The following is a 19221-nucleotide window of genomic DNA, read 5'->3' on the forward strand; positions in this document are numbered from 1 at the left end:
TGACGGATAAGGGGCTCAAAGCGCGGCGTCGCCGGTCTCGCCGGTACGGATGCGGATGGACTGCTCCAGCGACAGCACGAAGATCTTGCCGTCGCCGATCTTGCCGGTGCGCGCCGCGTCCTCGATGGCATCGATGGCCGCGTCGACCAGCTCGTCGGCAATGGCGGCCTCGATCTTGAGCTTGGGCAGGAAATCCACCACATACTCGGCACCGCGGTACAGCTCGGTATGGCCTTTCTGGCGGCCGAAGCCCTTGACCTCGGTCACCGTAATGCCCTGCACGCCGATCTGGGACAGGGCTTCGCGCACCTCGTCGAGCTTGAAGGGCTTGATGATGGCAATCACCATTTTCATGACGGACTCCTGAACGATTACATGGATTTGGACAGCGTCAGAATCAGACGCGGCTTGTTGACATCGCCGAAGTAGGAGCGCTGGGTCGCGCCCGTCACGGCGGCTGCCAGCGCCACGCCGGAACCGAAGTCGTAGGCGCCGCCCACGCTGTAGTCCACGTAGCTGGGAACGCCCAGGCTACGGATGTCGCTGGAGAAATGCGTGTAGCCCACCGATGCCTTGAACGTGACCTTGGGCATGACCTCCTGGCTGAAGGCGAACTGCAGATAGCCGGTGTTGCGCCCCTTCAGGCCCGAGCCGTCGCGGGCGCCGGCCCAGCCGAAATAATCCTTGGAGACCGTGTGCGAGTACTTGGCCGTGAACGGCCCGTAGGTGGCGGCGCCATACAGCTCCGTGGTGTTGCCGCGCGCATTGCCGGGGTAGACATAGGTCAGCATGCCCAGGTCCCAGTCCACGTCGGCGGCCTTGAACTTGTAGCCGCCGTAGAAGTCGCTTTCCAGCGAGTTGCCGGGCAGCCAGTCCACCGTGGAATTCCAGTTGCCCACATACCAGCCGCTGTCGCCAAAGCTGTAGTCGAAGCCGCCCTGCAGCGCGGGCTTGACGGCCTTCTTGCGGCTGCTGTCCTGATCCTGGCCGCGGAACTTGTAGTTGCTGGTCAGCGCCACGTTGGCCGTCAGTTCGGCGTGGGCCCACAGCGGAGACATCACGGCACATGCCAGGGCAGCGGTCTTGGCGAAGGTTGTGAAACGGATGGCAGCGAGACGGGGCATTCTGGGTTCCTCCGGTTTGCAAAAAAATTTGTCACAACGGATAAAGCACAGACCGTGCCAGCTGGCGCAGGCCCTGCGCCGCCCCCTGCCTTCTCCCCGCAGGCGCTGGGAAGGCCGGCTCCCATGCACCGCTTCTGTGCACAAGCGGTGCACCGTTTCGCGCAAGCCGCGCCAGGCCGGGCCGGGCGAGCGAGCGGCACCAAAACAGTGCATCCACGGGCGGCCTGGAGTGCGGTGCACCTTTGTTGACATGCATCGACCAGAGCAGGGACAATCGGGCCCCCTCCTGGCACGGACTCGATCCAGCCGGAAATGAAAGCTTCCCCAGCTTTCAGCCGGCTTCAGGTTTTCCAGTCCCGATCCCCGTGCCTTTGTGCGCCAGCACGTCTCCTTGCCAACCCCGTTGGTGTCTCCCTGAATACCGGCCCGGACCTCGCGTCTGCGGCGGCCTGTTCATTCATCCCATCCTTGTTGTTTATTCGGAGCCTCGAATGCTTATTCGTCTGTCCAAATCCGCCATGGTGCTCGCCATGGCCTTCTTCGCCACGCTGGTCGCCTTCGGCAACATCACCGACTACGCCACCAATTTCGCCTTCGTGCACCACGTGTTCCTGATGGACACCACCTTCCCGGGCAACGGCATCATGTACCGCGCGATCCAGCAGGAATGGGTGCACCATGCCGGCTATATCGGCATCATCACGCTGGAGACCCTGACGGCGGTGCTGTGCTGGATCGGCGGCGCGAGGCTGCTCAAGGCGCGCAACGCGGCGCCCGGGGCTTTTCGCGCCGCCAAGAACTGGGCCATTGGGGGCCTGACCCTCGGTTTCCTGACCTGGCAGGTGGCGTTCATGTCCGTGGGCGGCGAATGGTTCGGCATGTGGATGTCCAAGCAATGGAACGGCGTGCCCGACGCCTTCCGCTTTTTCATCACCTTGCTGATGGTGCTCATCTACCTCACCATGGATAACGACGCGCTGCCCGGGCAGGACGCAGCGGCCCGCGGCATGCATGCACCGCAGTGACGCAAAAAAAAAGCCTGCCGGCATGCCGGCAGGCCCGAAGTCCGGGAGCGCAGTTTCAATAGCTGGCCTGGGGCAGCTCCGCCCTGGTGAACACCAGTGAAACCCTGGCTTCTTCGGGAATCGGCGGCAGCGCCGCGTTCCACGCCTGCCAGGCTTGGCGCAGTTCGGCCAGCCGCCCGGGCTCGCGTTCGCGCAGATTGGCGCGCTCGCGCGGGTCGGCCGCGAGGTTGAACAGGTATTCGATGCCTTCGACCTGCAGGTATTTCCAGTCGCCGCGCACCAGCGCGCGCTGGTCGCGGTGCTTCATGCGCCAGGCCAGGTCGCGCTGCGGATTCCATTGCGCATCGTCCATCAGCGGCAGCAGGCTGATGCCGTCCAGCGGATAGTCCGGATGCGCGGCCACGCCGGCCGCGGCCAGGAAGGTGGCGCTCCAGTCCATGGTCAGGTTGGGCACGTCGCTGACCGCGCCCGGTGCGATGCGTGCCGGCCAGCGCGCCAGCAGCGGCACGCGGATGCCGCCTTCGAGCAGGTCCATCTTCTGGCCCACGAAGGGCCAGTTGTTGGAAAAGCGCTCGCCGCCGTTGTCGCTGGTGAAGACGATGAGCGTGTTCTCGGCCATGCCTTTCTTCTCGAGCGCATCGAGCAGCCAGCCTATGCCTTCGTCCATGTGATGGATCATGCGCTGGTAGGTTGCGATGGAGCCGCCGTCGGTGTGCTTGCCGATGCCCGCGATGCGCAGCGACTCCTCGCGGTCCTCGCGCGTCAGCCAGGGCCAGTGCGGCGCGCTGTAGTGCAGCGACAGGAAGAAGGGCCTGTCGGCCGTCTGGCGCTCGACGAAATCCACGGCGCGGCGGCTCAGCAGGTCGGTCAGGTAGCCGTCCTCCTCGTGCGGCTGCTCGTTGAGCCAGAAGTCGGGGCGCCCGCGCGGATCGCAGTGCGCGAAATAGTCGGCCCCGCCCGCATGGAAGCCGTAGAACTCCTCGTAGCCCGACAGGCGCGGGCCGAAATGCGGCGGATAGCCCAGGTGCCACTTGCCCACCAGGGCCGTGGCATAGCCGGCGTCGCGCAGCAGCGAGGCCACGGTGGGATGGTCGGGCGGCAGGCCCAGCACCTTGTCGCCGTGCACGCTGGCAATCGGCTCCTCGGCCGCGCCGCGCAGCCGGTACTGCCAGCGCCCCGTGGCCAGCGCAAAGCGCGTGGGCGAGCACACGGCCGAGTTGGAATAGCCGCGCGTGAAGCGCAGGCCCTGGGCCGCCATGGCGTCCAGGCGCGGCGAGACGTCGCAGGCATTGTTGTGCGCATCGCGCGCGCCGGTGCAGCCCAGGTCGGCATAGCCGAGGTCGTCGGCCAGGATGAAGATCAGATTGGGGCGGGGATCAGCCATGGTGAAAAGAAATATGCAAAGCCGTCCCGGCGAACCGGAGCGCCATGCGTTTGGTTTCAAAAACAGAAGCAGCTACCGCTTGATTCACATCGACTTCAAGACATTTTCAGCATGAAATCCATGCAGGTTCTGCGTCAGCCGCTCCTCAATTCATAAGCCCTCAACGCTTCACGGCTTGAAGCCCGAGCGCTGGACCACGGGCGCCCACTGGGCGCGGTAGGCCCGGAGCATGCGCGCGGTTTCCTCGGCGCTGCTGACCACGGGCACCAGGTTGGAGGCCACGAACTTCTGCTGCGTGTCCGCATCCTTCATCACCTCCTGCACCAGCTGCGACAGGCGCTGCACCGTGGCCGGCGCCATGCTCTGCGGGGCGAACAAGGTGTTCCAGCCCGTACCCACGAGGTCCACGCCCAGCTCCCTGAGCGTGGGAATGCCCGGCGCCATCGGGCTGCGCTTTTCGCCCGAGGTGGCCAGCACGCGCAGCTTGCCCGCTTCGTGCTGGGCGATCTGTGTGTCGAGGGTGTCCACGGCGATCGGCACCTGGCCGCCCATCAGGTCGGTGAGCAGCGGACCCGAGCCCTTGTAGCCCACGACCTCCACGGGCACCTTGGCCGCCTCGCCCAGCATCAGCGCGAAAAAGTGCGGCAGGCTACCCGTGGCCGGCACGCCGAAGTTGGCCTGCTGCGGATTGGCCTTGAGCCAGGCGAACAGATGCGACAGCTGCTTGACCGGCACGGCGCTGGCCACGGCAAGGCCGAATTCGTAGCGGTTGACCTCGCTGACCGGGCGGAAGTCCTTCTCGGGGTCGTAGCCGGAGTCGGCAAACACCAGCGGCGCCACCACCATGGCGGCCGGATTGGCCAGCAGCAGCGTGGGCTGGGAGGCCGGCAGGTTCTTCACCTGCTGGGCCGACAGACGCCCGCCCGCGCCGGGCTTGTTTTCCACGATCACCGGGCTGCCCATGCGGGCCTGCAGCTTGTCGGCCACGATGCGGGCCACGCGGTCGGTGGCGCCGCCGGGCGGATAGCCGACCACGATGCGCAGCGGCGCCTTGTTCGGGAACAGCGCTTCCTCGGCACGCGCCTGCGCGCTGGCTGCGGCCGCCGCCATGCCGGCGCACGCCAGCATGCGGACCAGGGTTCTTCTTTGCATCGTCATAGATCTCCCGCGACATCGCCGAAAAAATGCAGTGTAGGCCAGCCCGCCGGCCATGCCGGACCTGGGCAACGCGCCTTTTCAGCGCGCTGCCGGCGCGATTGCGGCGCAGCCTCCGGCCTTTTCATCAATCCGTCTTGAGCTGGATCCTGCGCGCCAGCGCACCCCATTTGTCGGAAAGCTCGCGGGCCTTGGCCTGGGCCTGTTCGGGGCTCGACCCGACCATCTCGATGTCCACGGACTTGACCTTCTCCTGCTGCTCCGGCGAGCGGATGGCTGCATCCATGGCCGCGAGGAAACGCTTCTGGATCTCGGGCGGCACGCCCTTGGGCGCAGCCAGGAACAGCCAGAAGGTGCCGTCGAACTCCGGATAGCCCGACTCGGCAATCGTGGGCAGCTTGGGCAGCAGCGCCGAGCGCTGCCTGCCCGAAGTCGCCAGCGCCGTCACACGCCCGCTCTGGATCTGCGGCAGCGCAGTGGGCGCAGCCAGAAAGCCGCAATCCACCTGGCCTCCCATCAGGTCCTGCATGGCGGGCGCCGGCCCCTTGTAGGGGATGTGCACCATCTTGACTCCGGCGGTGCTCAGCAGCGACTCCATCACCAGGTGCCCGGGCGAGCCTGCGCCGCCCGTGGCATAGGTCAGGTCGCGGGTCTTGGCCGCGTCGATCATGTCCTTGACGGTCTTGAAGCCCAGCCTGGGGTTGCAGACCAGCGCCTGCGAGAAGCGGGCCGCGGCATTCAGGGGCACCAGCGCATCGCTCTGGTAGCCGATGTTCTTGTAGATGTGCTTGTTGACGGTGATCACCGGGTCCATGGCCCAGAGCCAGGTGTAGCCGTCGGCGGCCGAGCGGGCGGCCTCGGCCGCGCCGATGTTGCCGTTGGCGCCGGGCTTGTTCTCCACGACCACGGCCTGCCCCAATACGCCCTGCACGGCCGCGGCAATCGGACGGATGGCGATGTCCGAAGGCCCGGCCGGCGGATTGGGCACGATGATGCGTATGGGCTTGCTGGGCCAGGCATCGGCGGCCTGCGCCGCCGCCCACCAGGGGCTGGCCAGCAGGGCCGCGATGCCGGCGATGCGGCCGGCAAGGCGGCCGGCGCGGCGCAAAGAAAGGGGGCTGGGCATGGGTTGTCTCCTCGCTTGTCGTTTGCGCCACTGTAAGCAGCCTCCCCATAATGGATCTAATCCATCATTCCTAGAGAAAACCCACAGGCACGACCCATGGCTGACGACAAGGCCTCTGCGGCCCCGCTCCATCCCTGGCAGCAGGCATCCACGCTGGACGACATGTTCCTCTACCACCTGGCCCGCCTCATGGGCTCGGCCGGCAGCATGGTGGTGCGCCTGTGCGAAGGCGGCTTCGGCATCACGCGCCGCGAATGGCGCATGGTCGGCCTGCTGGCCGACATCGGCCCCATGCGCCCCTCCGAGCTGGCCGAGCAGGCCCAGCTGGACCGGACCCGCACCTCGCGCGCCATCTCCGCCCTGGTGGCCAAGGGCCTGGTGAGCAAGCACGGCCTGGCCGGCGATGCGCGCCAGGCGCTGCTGCAGCTCACGCCTTCGGGCCGGGCGCTGCATGCCGAGCTGTTTCCCCAGGTCCAGGCCATCAACCGGGAACTGCTGCGCGATGTGCCGCAGCAGGAGCTGGAAGCCGTGTCCCGGGCCTTCGCCCGCATCCGGGAGCGCGCGGCCGCCATGCAGCAGCAGGGCAGCATTCCCAAGGCGCCGCGCAACCGCAGCCAGCAACGCCCCGCCGGCAAGCCGTGACAAGCCCTCTTGCCCGCCGGCCGCACGCGCGCATAAGCTAGGCGCCAACCCCGCTATGCCAAAGAGAGGCCCATGAGTCTTGCGCTGATCCAGAGTCGTGCCCTGCTGGGGCTGGAGGCCCCGGGCGTCACCGTGGAGGTCCATCTGGCCAACGGCCTGCCGTCGTTCACGCTCGTGGGCCTGGCCGATGTGGAAGTCAAGGAGGCGCGTGAACGGGTGCGCGCCGCCATCCTCAATGCGGGGCTGGAGTTCCCGTCCAACAGGCGCATCACGGTCAACCTCGCGCCGGCCGACCTGCCCAAGGATTCGGGTCGCTTCGATCTGCCGATCGCGCTGGGCATTCTTGCAGCCAGCGGGCAGATCGACGCCCGGCGCCTCAAGGACTTCGAGTTCGCGGGCGAGCTGTCGCTGACCGGCGCGCTGCGCCCCGTGCGCGGCGCTCTGGCCACGGCCCTGGCCCTGCAGCGCCAGCAGCAGACGGCGGCACTGGTACTGCCGCCCGGCAGCGCCCAGGAAGCGGCCTTTGTTCCCTCGGCCCAGGTATTCTGCGCCCACCACCTGCTCGACGTGGTGGCGCAGTTCTTGGCCCATGTATCGCCGGTTGCGGCGGATGCCGGGGAAACGCCCGCTGCGCCACCGGACGACGGTGCCTGCGGTGCAGCCGGCTGGCACCGCGTGACGGCGACGCCGCCCGCCCCCGTGACGGATGCACCCGACCTGCGCGATGTGCGCGGCCAGGCCCAGGCCAAGCGCGCGCTGGAGATCGCCGCGGCCGGCGCGCACGGGGTGCTGATGGTCGGGCCACCGGGCTCGGGCAAATCCATGCTCGCCCAGCGTTTCGCGGGCCTGCTGCCGCCCATGACGGACGGAGAAGCGCTGGAAACCGCGGCCATTGCCAGCCTCGGCGGCCGCTTCAGCCCCGAGCGCTGGCGCCAGCGCCCGTTTGCCGGGCCCCACCATACGGCCAGCCCCGTGGCCCTGGTGGGAGGAGGCTCGCCCCCAAGACCCGGAGAGGTCTCGCAGGCCCACCATGGAGTGCTGTTTCTGGATGAGCTGCCCGAGTTTGCCAGGAGCGCGCTGGAGGCCTTGAGAGAGCCTCTGGAAACCGGTTGCATCACCATTGCGCGCGCAGCGCAGCGTGCGGAATTTCCCGCGCGCTTTCAGCTCGTCGCAGCCATGAACCCCTGTCCCTGCGGCTACTGGGGCTCGCGCGTGCGCGCCTGCCGCTGCACGCCCGACCAGGTGTCGCGCTACCAGGCGCGCATCAGCGGGCCGCTGCTGGACCGCATCGACCTGCATGTCGAAGTCGCGGCCCTGCCCGCACAGGAGCTGCTCGAAGCCCCTGGCGGCGAGTCCAGCAGCGAAGTGCGCGCCCGCGTGGAAGAAGCGAGAAATGCCGCCATGCAGCGCCAGGGCATGCCCAACCATTTGCTGCAGGGTGCGCTGCTCGACGCCCATCTGCAGCTCCAGCCCGAGGCCCTGCAGTTCGCCCACAAGGCCGCAGCCAAGCTGGGCTGGTCGGCACGCGCCACGCACCGCACGCTCAAGGTTGCCCGCACCATTGCCGACCTGGCCGGCAGCACGGCGATTGCGCCGGTCCATGTGGCCGAGGCCATGCAGTACCGCCGTGCGCTCATGCAGGCATAGGCTCGGCCTGCCGCCGGTGTACCCGCTGCGCCGGCCCCGGCTGGACGTGTTCGCCGGCCGCGATGCCCTGTGCATGGATGCCCAGCAGCTGCGCGAACGCACGCAGGGCCGGCGACCAGCCCGCGACGGAGCCGGTGACGAAGCAGGTGTCCACCCACGCGAATTCCTCGGCCAGCCCGGGCGGCAGCGAAATCCAGTGCACGCCGAAACGCTGCTGCTGCGCCTCCACCAGCGCGCGCGACAGCAGCGCATAGCCCATGCCGGCAGCCACGCAGCCGAGGATAGTGTCCAGCATGCCCAGCTCCATGATGCGCACCGCCGTCACGCCCTGCGAGGCCATGAGCAGCTCCACGCGCTGGCGGTAGCTGCAACCCTGGCGGAAGGCCAGGAACACCGATGCGCAGAATTCCTGGGGCGTTGGAAAGCGCGTGAGCGGCTGGCCGCTGACCAGCACCAACTCCTCGCGGAACACCGGCCAGGACTGCAGCCCGGACTGCGGCGCCGCGCCGTTCACGAAAGCGCAATCGATGCGCCCGGCCATCAGCGCTTCCAGCAGCGCGGCCGTGGGCTGGGCCTCCAGCTCCAGGTCGATGCCGGGGTGCTGGCGGCGCAGCTGGGCCAGCAGCACCGGCAGGCGCAGCGCGGCCGTGGTTTCCATGGAGCCGATGCGCAGCGTGCCGGCCACCTGCGAGGCGCCCTGCGGGTCCAGGCCCTGCAGCTGGGCCAGGGCCAGGTCATGCGTGCGGAGCATGTGCCGCGCATGCTCCAGCAGCAGGCGCCCCGCCGGCGTGGGGTGGACAGGGCTGGCCCGCTCCAGCAGCTGGGCGCCGGTCTCCTCCTCGAGCTTCTTGACATGGGCCGTGACATTGGACTGCACCGTGTGCAGCAGCTGGGCGGCAGCGCCAAAGCTGCCGGTATCGCAGACGGCCTCCAGCATGCGCAGGGACTTGAGTTGCATGGCACCCATCTTTCCTTGAGATTTACATCATCATTTTCAATCATTGGACATGATTTCTCCAAGCCACTAACCTGCCCTCCTGTCAGTGTCTCCAGCCCATCGGGCCGACCATCGTGATCCAACGCAACGAACTACCCCTGCTGCTGACCGGCTTCATGGCCACGCTGGCCGGCGTGGGCCTGGCCCGCTTCGGCTATACGGCCCTGATGCCGCAGATGGTGCAGGCCGGCTGGTTCAGCGGCGAGCAGGTGGCCTATCTCGGGGCCGCCAACCTGCTGGGCTATCTGTTCGGTGCGCTGGCCGCGGCGCGGCTGGCGGAGCGCCTGGGCATGCTGCGCACGCTGGCCTGGAGCTGGGCCGCCACCGCGCTGAGCTTTGCGGCCTGCGCCCGGCCCGACTTGCCGGGCCTGGGCGCGGACCTGGGCATGGCCTGGTTCTTTGTGTGGCGCTGCATCTCGGGCGTGACCGGCGCCGTGCTGATGGTGCTGGGCCCATCGATGGCCATGGCGGCCGCACCGCTGCCGCGCCGCTCCGTGCTCGGACCGCTGATGTTCTGCGGCATCGGCTTCGGCGCACTGCTCTCGGCCACGCTGGTTCCCGCCCTTGCACGGCTCAGCCTCACGGCCGTGTGGTGCGCCATGGCGCTGTGCAGCGCACTGGCCTGGTCGGTGGGCCTGACACAGGCCCGGCGCTTCGGCAGCCCTGCTGCGACAGCCGCCCGCGCCGCCGGCCCGGCGCCCGGCGCCGCCTGGAGCGCTGCCGTGGTCCTGGTCATGCTGGCCTATATGTGCGACGCCTTCGGCTTTGTGCCGCACACCGTGTTCTGGGTGGACTATCTGGCGCGCGAGCAACAGCTGGGCACGGCCTATGCGTCCACGCAATGGGCCTTCTTCGGCGTGGGCGCCATCATCGGGCCGCTGGCGGCGGCTTTCTGCGCCACGTGCTTTGGCTGGTGGGGCACGACCACGGGCGCCTATGCGATCAAGACCCTGGCCATCGCCATGCCGCTGTTCTGGGCCGGCTTTGCCGGCCACGCCACCTCTTCGTTCCTGGTCGGCGCGCTCTCGCCGGGCATGGCCGCCATCACCTCGGGCTATCTGATGCAGCTCATCGGCCCGCAGCAGCACAAGCGCATGTGGGGCTATGCCACGGCGGCCTTTGCCCTCATGCAGGCCACCTCGGGCTATTTCATGGCCTGGATGTATGCCGGCCTGGGCACCTACCGTCCGCTGTTCGCCATCGCCGGCTGCGCCCTGCTGCTGGGTACCATCATGATCGCCACCAGCCGCGCGCAGCCAAAGACTGCCGCCGCCTGAAAGGAAACCCGTGAACGCCAACACCGCCCCTACCCCATGGATGGCCCGCCTGGGCATGCAGCACCCCATCATCCAGGCCCCGATGGCCGGCACGTCCACGCCGCAGCTGGCGGCGGCCGTCAGCAATGCAGGCGGCCTGGGCTCGGTCGGCATCGGCGCCTATGGCGTGGACCAGGCCGAGCAACATGTCGCGCAGACCCATGCGCTCACGGCACGCGCCTTCAACGTGAACCTGTTCTGCCACCGCGATGCCGCGGCCGATGTACAGCGCGAAGCCGCATGGCTGGACTATCTGGCGCCGGAGTTCGAGCGCTTCGGCGCCGCGCCGCCAACGGCGCTGCGCTGCATCTACGCAAGCGCCGTCGGCAACCCGCCGCTGCAGGCCATGCTGCTGCGCCAGCGCCCGCAAGTGGTGAGCTTCCATTTCGGCCTGCCCGAAGCTTCATTCATCGAGGCCCTGCGCCAGGCCGGCACCACCACGATGGCTTGCGCCACCTCGCTCGATGAGGCCCTGCAGATCCAGCAGGCCGGCGTGGACGTGATCGTGGCCCAGGGCATGGAAGCCGGCGGCCACCGGGGCTGCTTCGATCCGGAACAGGACCGGCTGTTGAGCAGCCTGGCGCTGGTGCAGATCCTCGTGCGCCACACGCGCCTGCCCGTGGTGGCCGCGGGCGGCATCATGGACGGCGCCGGCATCGCGGCCGCGCTGCAGGTGGGCGCCTGCGCGGTGCAGATGGGCACGGCCTTCATCCTCTGCCCCGAGTCCGCCGCCAGCCCGGCCTACCGGGCCGAACTGCAGAGCGACAGGGCCTACGACACCGGCATCACGGCCGCCATCTCGGGCCGCCCAGCGCGCGGCATGGTCAACCGCCTGCACCTGCTGGGCCGCGGCTACGGGCAGGCTCTGCCCGGCTACCCCATGGTGTACGACGCCGGCAAGGCCCTGCACCAGGCCGCGGCGGCCCAGGGCAGCAGCGACTACGCAGCCCACTGGGCGGGCCAGGGCGCACCGCTGGCGCGGGCCATGCCGGCGGCCGATCTGGTGGCCACGCTGGCGCGTGAGCTGAACGCGCAAGCCCGGGCCTAGCGGGCGCAAGCCCCGGGGAACTCCGGCGTCGGGCAATCGTGATAGTCCTCGATGGCGGCGATCAACTCCTGCAGGTGGGCCGACAACTGCTGCTCCTCGCGCACCAGCATGTAGCGCGGGCGCACAGCCCAGGCATCTGTCAGCGGCACGCGGCATACCTGCGGCGTGCCGCGAAAGCGCAGGGCTACCGTCTCGGGCACCACGGCAATGCCCACGCCGGCGGCAACCATGCGGCACATGGTGTCAAAGCTGGATAGCTGTATGCGCAGCTTCAGCGTGGCCCCCAGCTGCTGGCCCAAATGGTCGAGAAAGGTCTGCAGCGTGCTGCCGCGGTGCATGCCCACGAAGCGCTCGTGCAGCACATCGGCGAACGCCACGCAATCCAGCTTTGCCCAGCGCTCGGTATCGGGCGCCACCAGCACCAGCCGGTCGGTGCTGAAATGCATCACGCGCAGCCCATGGGTATCCACGGCTCCGGCAACAATGCCCAGGTCGGCGCGCCCGTCGCGGATGTCGGCCGCGATGCCGGCATTCGGGCGCTCCTGCAGGTCCACGCTGATATGGGGATGCTCGGTGAGATAGGCCGCCAGGATGTCGGGCATGAAGTCCGCCACCGCCGTCGTGTTGGCAAACACGCGCACATGGCCGCGCAGTCCCGCGCCGTACTCCTGCAGGTCGGCCTGAAGCTGGCGCGACTGCTGCAGCATGGCCCGCGCATGGTGCAGAAAGGCCTCGCCGGGCGCCGAAAGCCTTACACCCCTAGCCTCTCGGATCAGCAAAGGCATGCCGGCCTGCTCCTCCAGCGCGCGGATGCGCGCGCTGGTGGCGGCTAGTGACAGATGGGATTGCTCCGAAGCCCTTGTCAGGCTTCCAGTTTGAGCTATCAAAACAAAGAGTCGAAGATCCTTGAGGTCAAACTGCATGGCGCTTGAGGGTATGTACCAGGCCCGGCAAGGCTTCGAAAAAACAAAAGCCTCGCTTCCAATATGACAGATTGTGCCGTGCGGCAGGCGCGGCAAGCATAGCGGCAAATTCCAATGAGGAGACACCCGCCGTGCATGCCTGCCCCGCTTCGCCCGTATCCCGCCGTACCGCCTGCGCCAGCATTCTGCTGGGCCTGGGGCTGCCTGCTGCATTCCCGGCCGTGGCGCAAGGCAGCTATCCCAGCCGCCCCATTGTGCTGGTGGTGCCCCAGGCCGCAGGCGGCACGAATGACATCGTCGGCCGCATCGTGGCCCAGAAGCTGGGCGAGAAGCTGGCGGCGGCCACGGTGGTGGAGAACCGCCCCGGCGCTGGCGGCAATATCGGCACGCAGGCCGTGGCCAAGGCCTCCAGGGACGGCTATACGCTGCTCATGACCATCAGCAGTAGCCAGGCCATCAATCCCGCACTCTACAAGGCTCCGGGCTTCGATCCCGTGGCGGACTTCACGCCAGTCAGCATGATCGGCGCCGTGCCGAACGTGCTGCCGGCCCATCCCTCGTTTCCGACCAAGACGGTTCCCGAGCTGCTGGCGCTGGCCAAGTCCCGGGCCGGCGCGCTGCAATACGCCTCCGCGGGCAACGGCACGCTCAACCACCTGCTGGGCGAGATGCTCAACCAGATGGCCGGCATCGAGCTGCAGCATGTGCCCTACAAGGGTGTGGCGCCGGCGCTCAACGACGTACTGGGGGGGACAGCTGCCGCTGCTGTTCGGCAGCCTGCCGTCCACGCTGCAGTACATCAAGGCGGGCAAGCTCAGGGCGCTGGCGGTCAGCAGCGCGCAACGCTCGCCCGTGTTGCCCGACGTTCCGGCCCTGGGCGAATTCGTGCCTGGCTACAACGGCACGCTGTGGATTGCGCTGTTCGCGCCCGCGGGCGTGCCCCAGGAGGTGCTGGCCAGGCTGCGCGACGGCATGCACCAGGCCATGGCGGACAAGGACATGCGCGCCCAGCTGCAGGCCCAGGGCGTTGAACTCGCTGGCACGCCGGCACGCCAGGCCACGCCCGAAGAAATAACCGCCACCTTGAAGCAGGACATCGCCAAATGGGCCCGCATCGTGAAGACCTCGGGCGCGACGATCAATTGAACGCCCGCCGTGTCGCTGCGCGCCTCTCACCACGCCCGGGTGGGGCGCGCCAGCTTCCCGGGACCTTGCACTGAACCATCGCCATGACCATCTCCATCGACCCCGCCTCCCTGGCCCATCTGCAATCCTGGCAGGGCAGGAGCGAGACCACGCTCGACACCATGACCGCCGCTCCCGTGCACGCGCTGTCGGCCACGCTGGACCGCGAGGATGCCGCACCCGTGCCGGGCACCGAGATTCCACCTCTGTGGCACTGGCTGTACTTTCTGCCGCATGCGCGCCAGAGCGAGATCGGCCCCGACGGCCACCCCCGGCGCGGCGGTTTTCTGCCGCCGGTGCCGCTGCCGCGCCGTATGTGGGCCGGCGGACGGCTGCGCTGGGACGTACAGGGCGATGGCGGCAATCCGCTGCGGGTGGGCCAGGAGGTGCAGCGCTCCTCCACCATCCAGAGCGTCAGGCACAAGGCCGGGCGCTCGGGCGAGCTGTTGTTCGTGCAGGTGGAGCACCAATTCTCGAACGCCAACGGCCTGGCGCTGACCGAGGAACACGACATCGTCTACCGGCCCCTGGCCCAGCCCGGTGATCCGGCGCCCATCCCCCAGCAACCTCCGCTCCACGGGCAGGCCACCTGGTCACGCACCATCGTCCCCGACGACGTGCTGCTGTTCCGCTACTCGGCCCTCACCTTCAATGGCCACCGCATTCACTACGACCGTCGGTACGTGACCCAGGTCGAGGGCTACCCGGGCCTGATCGTGCACGGCCCGCTGATCGCCACGCTGCTGGTCGACCTGTTGCGCCGCAGCCTGCCCGGCGCGCGGCTGGCTGCGTTCGATTTCAAGGCCGTGCGCCCTACCTTCGACCTGCACCCGTTCAGCGTGCATGGCAGGCCCCGTGAGGATGGCAAGACCGTCGCCCTGTGGGCACAGGACCACGAGGGATTTCTCACCATGCAGGCCACGGCCTTGCTGGCTTGAAGACTTGCAGACCCGTCGCTGCCCGCAGTTTCCAGGAAAAGCGACAGATACCGAAAACACCTGACCCCCCTGCCATGACCGCACAGACCCCGAAGCCCCGACCTCTGGACGGCATCACCGTCGTCTCGCTCGAACACGCGGTGGCTGCCCCGTTCTGCACACGCCAGCTGGCCGACCTGGGCGCGCGCGTCATCAAGGTGGAGCGTCCCGGCAGCGGCGACTTCGCGCGCGGCTACGACCAGCGCGTCAAGGGCCAGTCCTCGCACTTCACCTGGATCAACCGCAGCAAGGAGAGTTTGGCGCTCGACGTGAAACAGCCACAGGCCAAGGCCGCGCTGCTGCAGCTGCTGGCGACGGCCGACGTGCTGGTGCAGAACCTCGCGCCCGGTGCGGCGGCGCGCATGGGCCTTTCCTACGAGACGCTGAAAAGCCACAACCCCAGGCTCATCGTCTGCGACATCAGCGGCTACGGCAGCGACGGGCCCTACCGTGACAAGAAGGCCTACGACCTGCTGATCCAGAGCGAGGCCGGCTTTCTCTCCATCACCGGCACGCCCGATGCACCGTCCAAGGCCGGCATCTCCGTGGCCGATATCGCGGCCGGCATGTACGCCTATACCAACATCCTCTCGGCCCTGCTGCTGCGCGGCAGGACGGGCGAGGGCAGCCACATCGACGTCTCCATGCTCGAAGCCATGGGCGAGTGGATGGGCTACCCGATGTACTACGCGTTCGACGGCGCCCCCCCCGCCCCCGCGCACGGGTGCCAGCCACGCCAGCATCTACCCCTACGGGCCGTTTGTGGCAGGCGACGGCGGCACCGTGATGCTGGGCCTGCAGAACGAGCGCGAGTGGAAGGTGTTCTGCGACGAAGTGCTGCAGCGCCCCGAAGTCGCCACCGACGCGCGCTTCGACAGCAACGCCCGGCGCAACCGGCACCGCGCCGAGCTGCAGGCACTGATCCTCGGCATCTTTGCCGGCCTCACGGCCACGCAGGTGGTGCAGCGGCTGGATGCGGCGGCAATAGCCAACGCGCGCGTCAACGACATGGCCGGCCTGTGGGCCCACCCTCAGCTGCAGGCCCGCAGCCGCTGGCGCCAGGTGGCCACGCCCGCGGGCGAGGTGCCCGCGCTGCTGCCGCCCGGCGTGAACAGCGCCTTCGATTACCGCATGGACGCCGTGCCCGCCGTGGGCCAGCACAACGCGGCCATCCTGGCCGAACTCGGCTGGTCTGCCGAGCAGATCGACGCACTGCAGATGCCCCAGGCCATCTGATTCAAAAACCATAGCTGCCAGCGTTTTCTCCGAAAGCCACAGAGCCCGAAATGAAGCAAGAAACCCAAGCAAGCATCCATCCTCTGGCCCGGTTTTCCGCCCGGCTCCAGTGGAGCGACATCCCCGATGCCGTGCAGCGCCGCGCCGAAGACCTGTGGATGGACTGGTTCGGCTCCGTGCTGGCAGGCTGCCAGGCGCGGCCCGTGGCCAGCATCACGCGCTTCGCGCTGGCGCAAGGGCCTGACCAGGGACCCAGCGAGGTGATAGGCCACGGCGCCAGCACCTCGCCCATGATGGCGGCGCTGGCCAATGCCGCGGCCTCGCATGTGGCCGAGCAGGACGACGTGCACAACGGCTCCGTGTTCCACCCTGCGGCCGTGGTCTTCCCGCCCGCGCTGGCCGTGGCGCAGAGCATCGGTGCGAGCGGCGCCGAGCTCATGGCAGCCTGCGTGGCGGGCTACGAGGTCGGCATCCGTGTGGGCGAATTCCTGGGCCGCAGCCACTACAAGGTCTTCCACACCACGGCCACGGCGGGCACGCTGGCCGCGGCCGCTGCCGTGGGCCGGCTGCTGGAGCTGACGCCCGCGCAGATGCAGCACGCCTTCGGCTCGGCCGGCACGCAATCGGCGGGGTTGTGGGAATTCCTGCGCACCGCCGCCGACAGCAAACAGCTGCACACGGCCCACGCGGCCGCTGCGGGACTGATGGCGGCCTACCTGGCACAGGACGGATTCACGGGCGCGCAGCACATCTTCACCGGGCCGCAGGGCATGGCCGCGGGCATGTCCAGCGACGCCGATCCCGCCCGTCTCACCGACGGCCTGGGCACACGCTGGGCCACGGCCGAGACTTCGTTCAAGTGGCATGCGTCATGCCGCCACACGCACCCTGCGGCCGATGCGCTCTTGCAGGTCATGCGCACGCATGGCCTGCAGACCGGCGACATCGCGCAGGTCACCTGCCATGTGCACCAGGGCGCCCTCGACGTGCTGGGCCCCGTGGTCAGCCCCAGCACCGTGCACCAGAGCAAGTTTTCCATGGGTACCGTGCTGGCCCTGGCCGCGCGCCACGGCCATGCGGGCCTGGGCGAATTCGACCGCGACTACCTGGCGCCCGAAACCGTGGAGCTGCGCGAAAAAGTGCGCATGGAACTCGATGCCGAAGTGGACACGGCCTACCCGCGGCGCTGGATCGGCAAAGTCACCGTGCAGACCACGGACGGCCGCCAGCTCCAGGGCCGCGTCGACGAGCCCAAGGGCGACCCGGGCAACACGCTGTCGCGCGAGGAGATCACGGCCAAGGCGCTGCGCCTGGCCGCCTATGGCGGCGCCGTGCCCGCAGCGCGGGCCGAGGCCGCCGTGCAGCAGCTGTGGCAGGTGGCGCAGTGGAGCCGCACGGCCGCGCTGCTGGCGTGAGCCTGGCATCGCCTTTTCCCGCATCGCCTTTTCCCCTCTCCCGGCCGGCCCGGCCGGGAACCTTCGAACAACCGGCGCAAGACCGGAAGTAAGCCCGCCAGAACCCAGATGAAGGAGACATTCATGACCACATCGCCACACCTCAACCATCGCCGCGGTACCGACCGCCGCCGCATCACGGCCGCCTGCGCCCTGCTGGCCCTGGGCCTGGCTGGAAGCGCCATGGCCAATACCTGGCCCGAAAAGCCCGTGACCCTGGTCGTGCCCTACAGCGCCGGCGGCCCGACCGACGTGGTGGCGCGCCTGCTGGCCGTGCCCATGGGGCAGTACCTCGGGCAGACGGTGCTCGTCGAGAACACCGTGGGCGCGGGCGGCACGCTGGCGCCGGCGCGCATCGTGCGCTCCCGGCCCGACGGCTACACCATCCTGATCCACCACATGGGCATGGCCACGGCCCCCTCGCTGTACAAGAAGCTGCCATACGACCCGCTCAAGGACTTCGAGTACATCGGCCAGGTGCTGGACGTGCCCATGACCCTGCTGTCGCGCAAGGACTTCCCGGCCAACACCTTCCCCGAGCTGCTGGACTACGTGAAGAAGCACCAGGACACGGTGTCGCTGGCCAATGCCGGCGTGGGCGCGGTATCGCAGCTGTGCGGCATGCTATTCATGCACCAGGCGGGCGTGAAGCTGACCGTCGTGCCCTACAAGGGCGCCGGCCCCGCCATGAACGACCTGATGGGCGGCCAGGTGGACCTGCTGTGCGACCAGACCACCCAGACCGTGCCCGTGATCCAGGACGGCAAGCGCGCCAAGGTCTTCGGCGTGACCACGCCCCAGCGCCTGTCGTCCCTGCCCAATATCCCGACGCTGGACGAGCAGGGCCTCAAGGGCTTCGACGTCAAGGTCTGGCACGGCATGTATGCCCCCAAGGGCACGCCCGGGGAGGTGATAGACAGACTGAACAAGGCGCTGAACGTGGCCATCAAGGACGAGAACGTCAAGAAACGCATCGCCGAGCTCAGCTCGGACCTCGTCACGCCCGACAAGGCCACGCCCGAAGGCCTGCGCAAGCACCTGGAAGCCGAGGTCGCCCGCTGGCGCACCGTCATCAAGGCGGCCGGCGTATCGGCCGAATGAGGCAGCCATGAGCGCCTTGCTGCACAACGCCTGCACCTTTCTGTTCGTTCCCGCCAACCGGCCCGAGCGGCTGGCCAAGGCCCTGGCCAGCGGCGCCGACATGGTGATCGCCGACTGGGAGGATGCCGTGGCGCCGGACGACAAGCCGGCCGCCCGCCTCGCCCTGGAACAGACGCTGCAGCTGCTTTCCACGGCCGAACGCGCACGGTTGCTGGTGCGCATCAACGCCTCGGGCACGCCCTGGTTCGACGACGACGTGCAGGCCCTGGCGCGGCTGGTGGCCGTCGGCGCGGCCGGGACCATGGTGCCCAAGGCCGAAAGCGCCGCTGCCCTGCAGCAGATTGCCGCAGCCGCCGGCCCGCGCTGCGCGCTGGTGCCTTTGGTGGAAAGCGTGGCGGGCCTGGATGCCGCCGATGCGCTGGCCCGTGTCCCGCAGGTGGCGCGGCTGGCCTTCGGGCATCTGGATTTCCAGGTCGACGCCGGCATGCAGTGCGCGCCGGACGAAGCCGAACTGCAGCCCGTGCGCCTGAGCCTGGTGCTGGCCTCGCGCCGCGCGGGCCTGGCCCGGCCCGTGGACGGCGTCACCACCGATACGCGGGACAGCGCCCGCATCGAAAGCGACACGCAGCGCGCGCTGCGCATGGGCTTTGGCGCCAAGCTGTGCATCCATCCGGCCCAGGTCGCCACGGTCAATCAGGTGTTTGCGCCTTCCGAGCAGGCCGTGGCCCATGCCGGCGCCGTGGTTCAGGCCATGCAGGCTGCCCACGGCGGTGTCTGCACGGTCAACGGCAAGATGGTCGATGCGCCCATACTCCACATGGCCCGGCAGACCCTGGCGCGCCACGCCTGGGCCGAGCAGCGCAGGATGCGTGCCGGCTGAG

16 protein-coding genes and 2 pseudogenes are annotated in these 19221 nt (G+C 68.6%); 11 read left to right on the forward strand and 7 right to left on the reverse strand.

Going from position 1 to position 19221, the window contains the following annotated elements; genetic code table 11:
- Positions 1–15: 15 nt before the first annotated feature.
- Both glnK and V8Z74_RS07225 read right to left on the reverse strand, forming a co-directional pair.
- Positions 16–354, reverse strand: coding sequence for a P-II family nitrogen regulator (glnK, locus tag V8Z74_RS07220; RefSeq protein WP_066475036.1), 339 nt, complete (start codon positions 352–354; stop codon positions 16–18).
- 17 nt (positions 355–371) lie between these two features.
- The gene (locus V8Z74_RS07225; protein WP_349708705.1) at positions 372–1124 is read right to left on the reverse strand and encodes a TorF family putative porin; all 753 of its coding nucleotides are present in this window, start codon (positions 1122–1124) and stop codon (positions 372–374) included.
- 491 nt (positions 1125–1615) lie between these two features.
- Here V8Z74_RS07225 and V8Z74_RS07230 point away from each other — a divergent pair, with 491 nt between their 5' ends.
- On the forward strand, positions 1616–2149 hold the full coding sequence (locus V8Z74_RS07230) for a DUF2165 family protein (RefSeq protein WP_066475026.1): 534 nt from the start codon (positions 1616–1618) through the stop codon (positions 2147–2149).
- 55 nt (positions 2150–2204) lie between these two features.
- On the opposite strand, the gene V8Z74_RS07235 is transcribed toward V8Z74_RS07230, so the two are convergent.
- The 3 genes from V8Z74_RS07235 to V8Z74_RS07245 all read right to left on the reverse strand — a co-directional run bounded on the left by V8Z74_RS07235 (position 2205) and on the right by V8Z74_RS07245 (position 5814).
- On the reverse strand, positions 2205–3533 hold the full coding sequence (locus tag V8Z74_RS07235) for a sulfatase family protein (protein ID WP_349708706.1): 1329 nt from the start codon (positions 3531–3533) through the stop codon (positions 2205–2207).
- Between the two features lie 168 nt (positions 3534–3701).
- Positions 3702–4685 (reverse strand): Bug family tripartite tricarboxylate transporter substrate binding protein, encoded by a 984-nt coding sequence (locus tag V8Z74_RS07240; protein WP_349708707.1) that lies wholly within the window; start codon positions 4683–4685, stop codon positions 3702–3704.
- A gap of 130 nt (positions 4686–4815) precedes the next feature.
- A complete protein-coding gene (locus V8Z74_RS07245; protein ID WP_349708708.1) occupies positions 4816–5814 on the reverse strand; it encodes a tripartite tricarboxylate transporter substrate binding protein in 999 nt (332 codons plus the stop codon).
- A gap of 96 nt (positions 5815–5910) precedes the next feature.
- Between V8Z74_RS07245 and V8Z74_RS07250 the strand changes: the two genes are divergently transcribed.
- Both V8Z74_RS07250 and V8Z74_RS07255 read left to right on the forward strand, forming a co-directional pair.
- Positions 5911–6456, forward strand: a complete 546-nt coding sequence (locus tag V8Z74_RS07250; protein ID WP_349708709.1) for a MarR family winged helix-turn-helix transcriptional regulator — start codon at positions 5911–5913, stop codon at positions 6454–6456.
- A gap of 72 nt (positions 6457–6528) precedes the next feature.
- A complete protein-coding gene (locus V8Z74_RS07255; protein ID WP_349708710.1) occupies positions 6529–8103 on the forward strand; it encodes a YifB family Mg chelatase-like AAA ATPase in 1575 nt (524 codons plus the stop codon).
- On the opposite strand, the gene V8Z74_RS07260 is transcribed toward V8Z74_RS07255, so the two are convergent.
- Complete coding sequence (locus V8Z74_RS07260) at positions 8090–9061, reverse strand: LysR substrate-binding domain-containing protein (RefSeq protein ID WP_349708711.1); 972 nt, start codon at positions 9059–9061, stop codon at positions 8090–8092. The genes V8Z74_RS07255 and V8Z74_RS07260 overlap by 14 nt on opposite strands.
- A 113-nt stretch (positions 9062–9174) precedes the next feature.
- Here V8Z74_RS07260 and V8Z74_RS07265 point away from each other — a divergent pair, with 113 nt between their 5' ends.
- Together V8Z74_RS07265 and V8Z74_RS07270 are read left to right on the forward strand one after the other, a co-directional pair.
- Positions 9175–10377, forward strand: a complete 1203-nt coding sequence (locus V8Z74_RS07265) for a YbfB/YjiJ family MFS transporter (RefSeq protein WP_349708712.1) — start codon at positions 9175–9177, stop codon at positions 10375–10377.
- Between the two features lie 40 nt (positions 10378–10417).
- Positions 10418–11464 (forward strand): NAD(P)H-dependent flavin oxidoreductase, encoded by a 1047-nt coding sequence (locus tag V8Z74_RS07270; protein WP_349708811.1) that lies wholly within the window; start codon positions 10418–10420, stop codon positions 11462–11464.
- Here the strand turns inward: V8Z74_RS07270 and V8Z74_RS07275 are convergent.
- A complete protein-coding gene (locus tag V8Z74_RS07275) occupies positions 11461–12387 on the reverse strand; it encodes a LysR family transcriptional regulator (protein ID WP_349708713.1) in 927 nt (308 codons plus the stop codon). The genes V8Z74_RS07270 and V8Z74_RS07275 overlap by 4 nt on opposite strands.
- A gap of 131 nt (positions 12388–12518) precedes the next feature.
- Between V8Z74_RS07275 and V8Z74_RS07280 the strand changes: the two are divergent.
- The 6 genes and pseudogenes from V8Z74_RS07280 to V8Z74_RS07305 all read left to right on the forward strand — a co-directional run bounded on the left by V8Z74_RS07280 (position 12519) and on the right by V8Z74_RS07305 (position 19220).
- Positions 12519–13533 (forward strand): annotated as a pseudogene (locus V8Z74_RS07280) (Bug family tripartite tricarboxylate transporter substrate binding protein).
- Between the two features lie 83 nt (positions 13534–13616).
- Positions 13617–14510 carry an HTD2 family dehydratase gene (locus V8Z74_RS07285; protein WP_349708714.1) on the forward strand — a complete coding sequence of 298 codons (894 nt, stop codon included), beginning with the start codon at positions 13617–13619 and terminating at the stop codon, positions 14508–14510.
- A gap of 74 nt (positions 14511–14584) precedes the next feature.
- A pseudogene (locus tag V8Z74_RS07290) lies at positions 14585–15785 on the forward strand (CaiB/BaiF CoA transferase family protein).
- 50 nt (positions 15786–15835) lie between these two features.
- Positions 15836–17200, forward strand: a complete 1365-nt coding sequence (locus V8Z74_RS07295; RefSeq protein WP_349708715.1) for an MmgE/PrpD family protein — start codon at positions 15836–15838, stop codon at positions 17198–17200.
- A 123-nt stretch (positions 17201–17323) separates the two neighbouring features.
- The gene (locus V8Z74_RS07300) at positions 17324–18340 is read left to right on the forward strand and encodes a tripartite tricarboxylate transporter substrate binding protein BugD (RefSeq protein WP_066475402.1); all 1017 of its coding nucleotides are present in this window, start codon (positions 17324–17326) and stop codon (positions 18338–18340) included.
- 7 nt (positions 18341–18347) lie between these two features.
- Positions 18348–19220, forward strand: a complete 873-nt coding sequence (locus V8Z74_RS07305) for an HpcH/HpaI aldolase/citrate lyase family protein (RefSeq protein WP_066474975.1) — start codon at positions 18348–18350, stop codon at positions 19218–19220.
- Position 19221: the final 1 nt, after the last annotated feature.

It is taken from the genome of Comamonas sp. w2-DMI, from assembly GCF_040187735.1.
GTDB classification, from domain to species: domain Bacteria; phylum Pseudomonadota; class Gammaproteobacteria; order Burkholderiales; family Burkholderiaceae_C; genus Comamonas; species Comamonas terrae.

Excerpts from the sequence above, each read along its gene's own strand:
- V8Z74_RS07240 (WP_349708707.1), bottom strand. The coding sequence starts at position 4,685 with ATGCAAAGAAGAACCCTGGTCCGCATGCTGGCGTGCGCCGGCATGGCG.
- V8Z74_RS07260 (WP_349708711.1), bottom strand. The coding sequence starts at position 9,061 with ATGCAACTCAAGTCCCTGCGCATGCTGGAGGCCGTCTGCGATACCGGC.
- V8Z74_RS07285 (WP_349708714.1), top strand. The coding sequence starts at position 13,617 with ATGACCATCTCCATCGACCCCGCCTCCCTGGCCCATCTGCAATCCTGG.
- V8Z74_RS07305 (WP_066474975.1), top strand. The coding sequence starts at position 18,348 with ATGAGCGCCTTGCTGCACAACGCCTGCACCTTTCTGTTCGTTCCCGCC.
- V8Z74_RS07255 (WP_349708710.1), top strand. The coding sequence starts at position 6,529 with ATGAGTCTTGCGCTGATCCAGAGTCGTGCCCTGCTGGGGCTGGAGGCC.
- glnK (WP_066475036.1), bottom strand. The coding sequence starts at position 354 with ATGAAAATGGTGATTGCCATCATCAAGCCCTTCAAGCTCGACGAGGTG.
- V8Z74_RS07295 (WP_349708715.1), top strand. The coding sequence starts at position 15,836 with ATGAAGCAAGAAACCCAAGCAAGCATCCATCCTCTGGCCCGGTTTTCC.
- V8Z74_RS07245 (WP_349708708.1), bottom strand. The coding sequence starts at position 5,814 with ATGCCCAGCCCCCTTTCTTTGCGCCGCGCCGGCCGCCTTGCCGGCCGC.
- V8Z74_RS07225 (WP_349708705.1), bottom strand. The coding sequence starts at position 1,124 with ATGCCCCGTCTCGCTGCCATCCGTTTCACAACCTTCGCCAAGACCGCT.
- V8Z74_RS07230 (WP_066475026.1), top strand. The coding sequence starts at position 1,616 with ATGCTTATTCGTCTGTCCAAATCCGCCATGGTGCTCGCCATGGCCTTC.
- V8Z74_RS07235 (WP_349708706.1), bottom strand. The coding sequence starts at position 3,533 with ATGGCTGATCCCCGCCCCAATCTGATCTTCATCCTGGCCGACGACCTC.
- V8Z74_RS07300 (WP_066475402.1), top strand. The coding sequence starts at position 17,324 with ATGACCACATCGCCACACCTCAACCATCGCCGCGGTACCGACCGCCGC.
- V8Z74_RS07275 (WP_349708713.1), bottom strand. The coding sequence starts at position 12,387 with ATGCAGTTTGACCTCAAGGATCTTCGACTCTTTGTTTTGATAGCTCAA.
- V8Z74_RS07250 (WP_349708709.1), top strand. The coding sequence starts at position 5,911 with ATGGCTGACGACAAGGCCTCTGCGGCCCCGCTCCATCCCTGGCAGCAG.
- V8Z74_RS07270 (WP_349708811.1), top strand. The coding sequence starts at position 10,418 with ATGGCCCGCCTGGGCATGCAGCACCCCATCATCCAGGCCCCGATGGCC.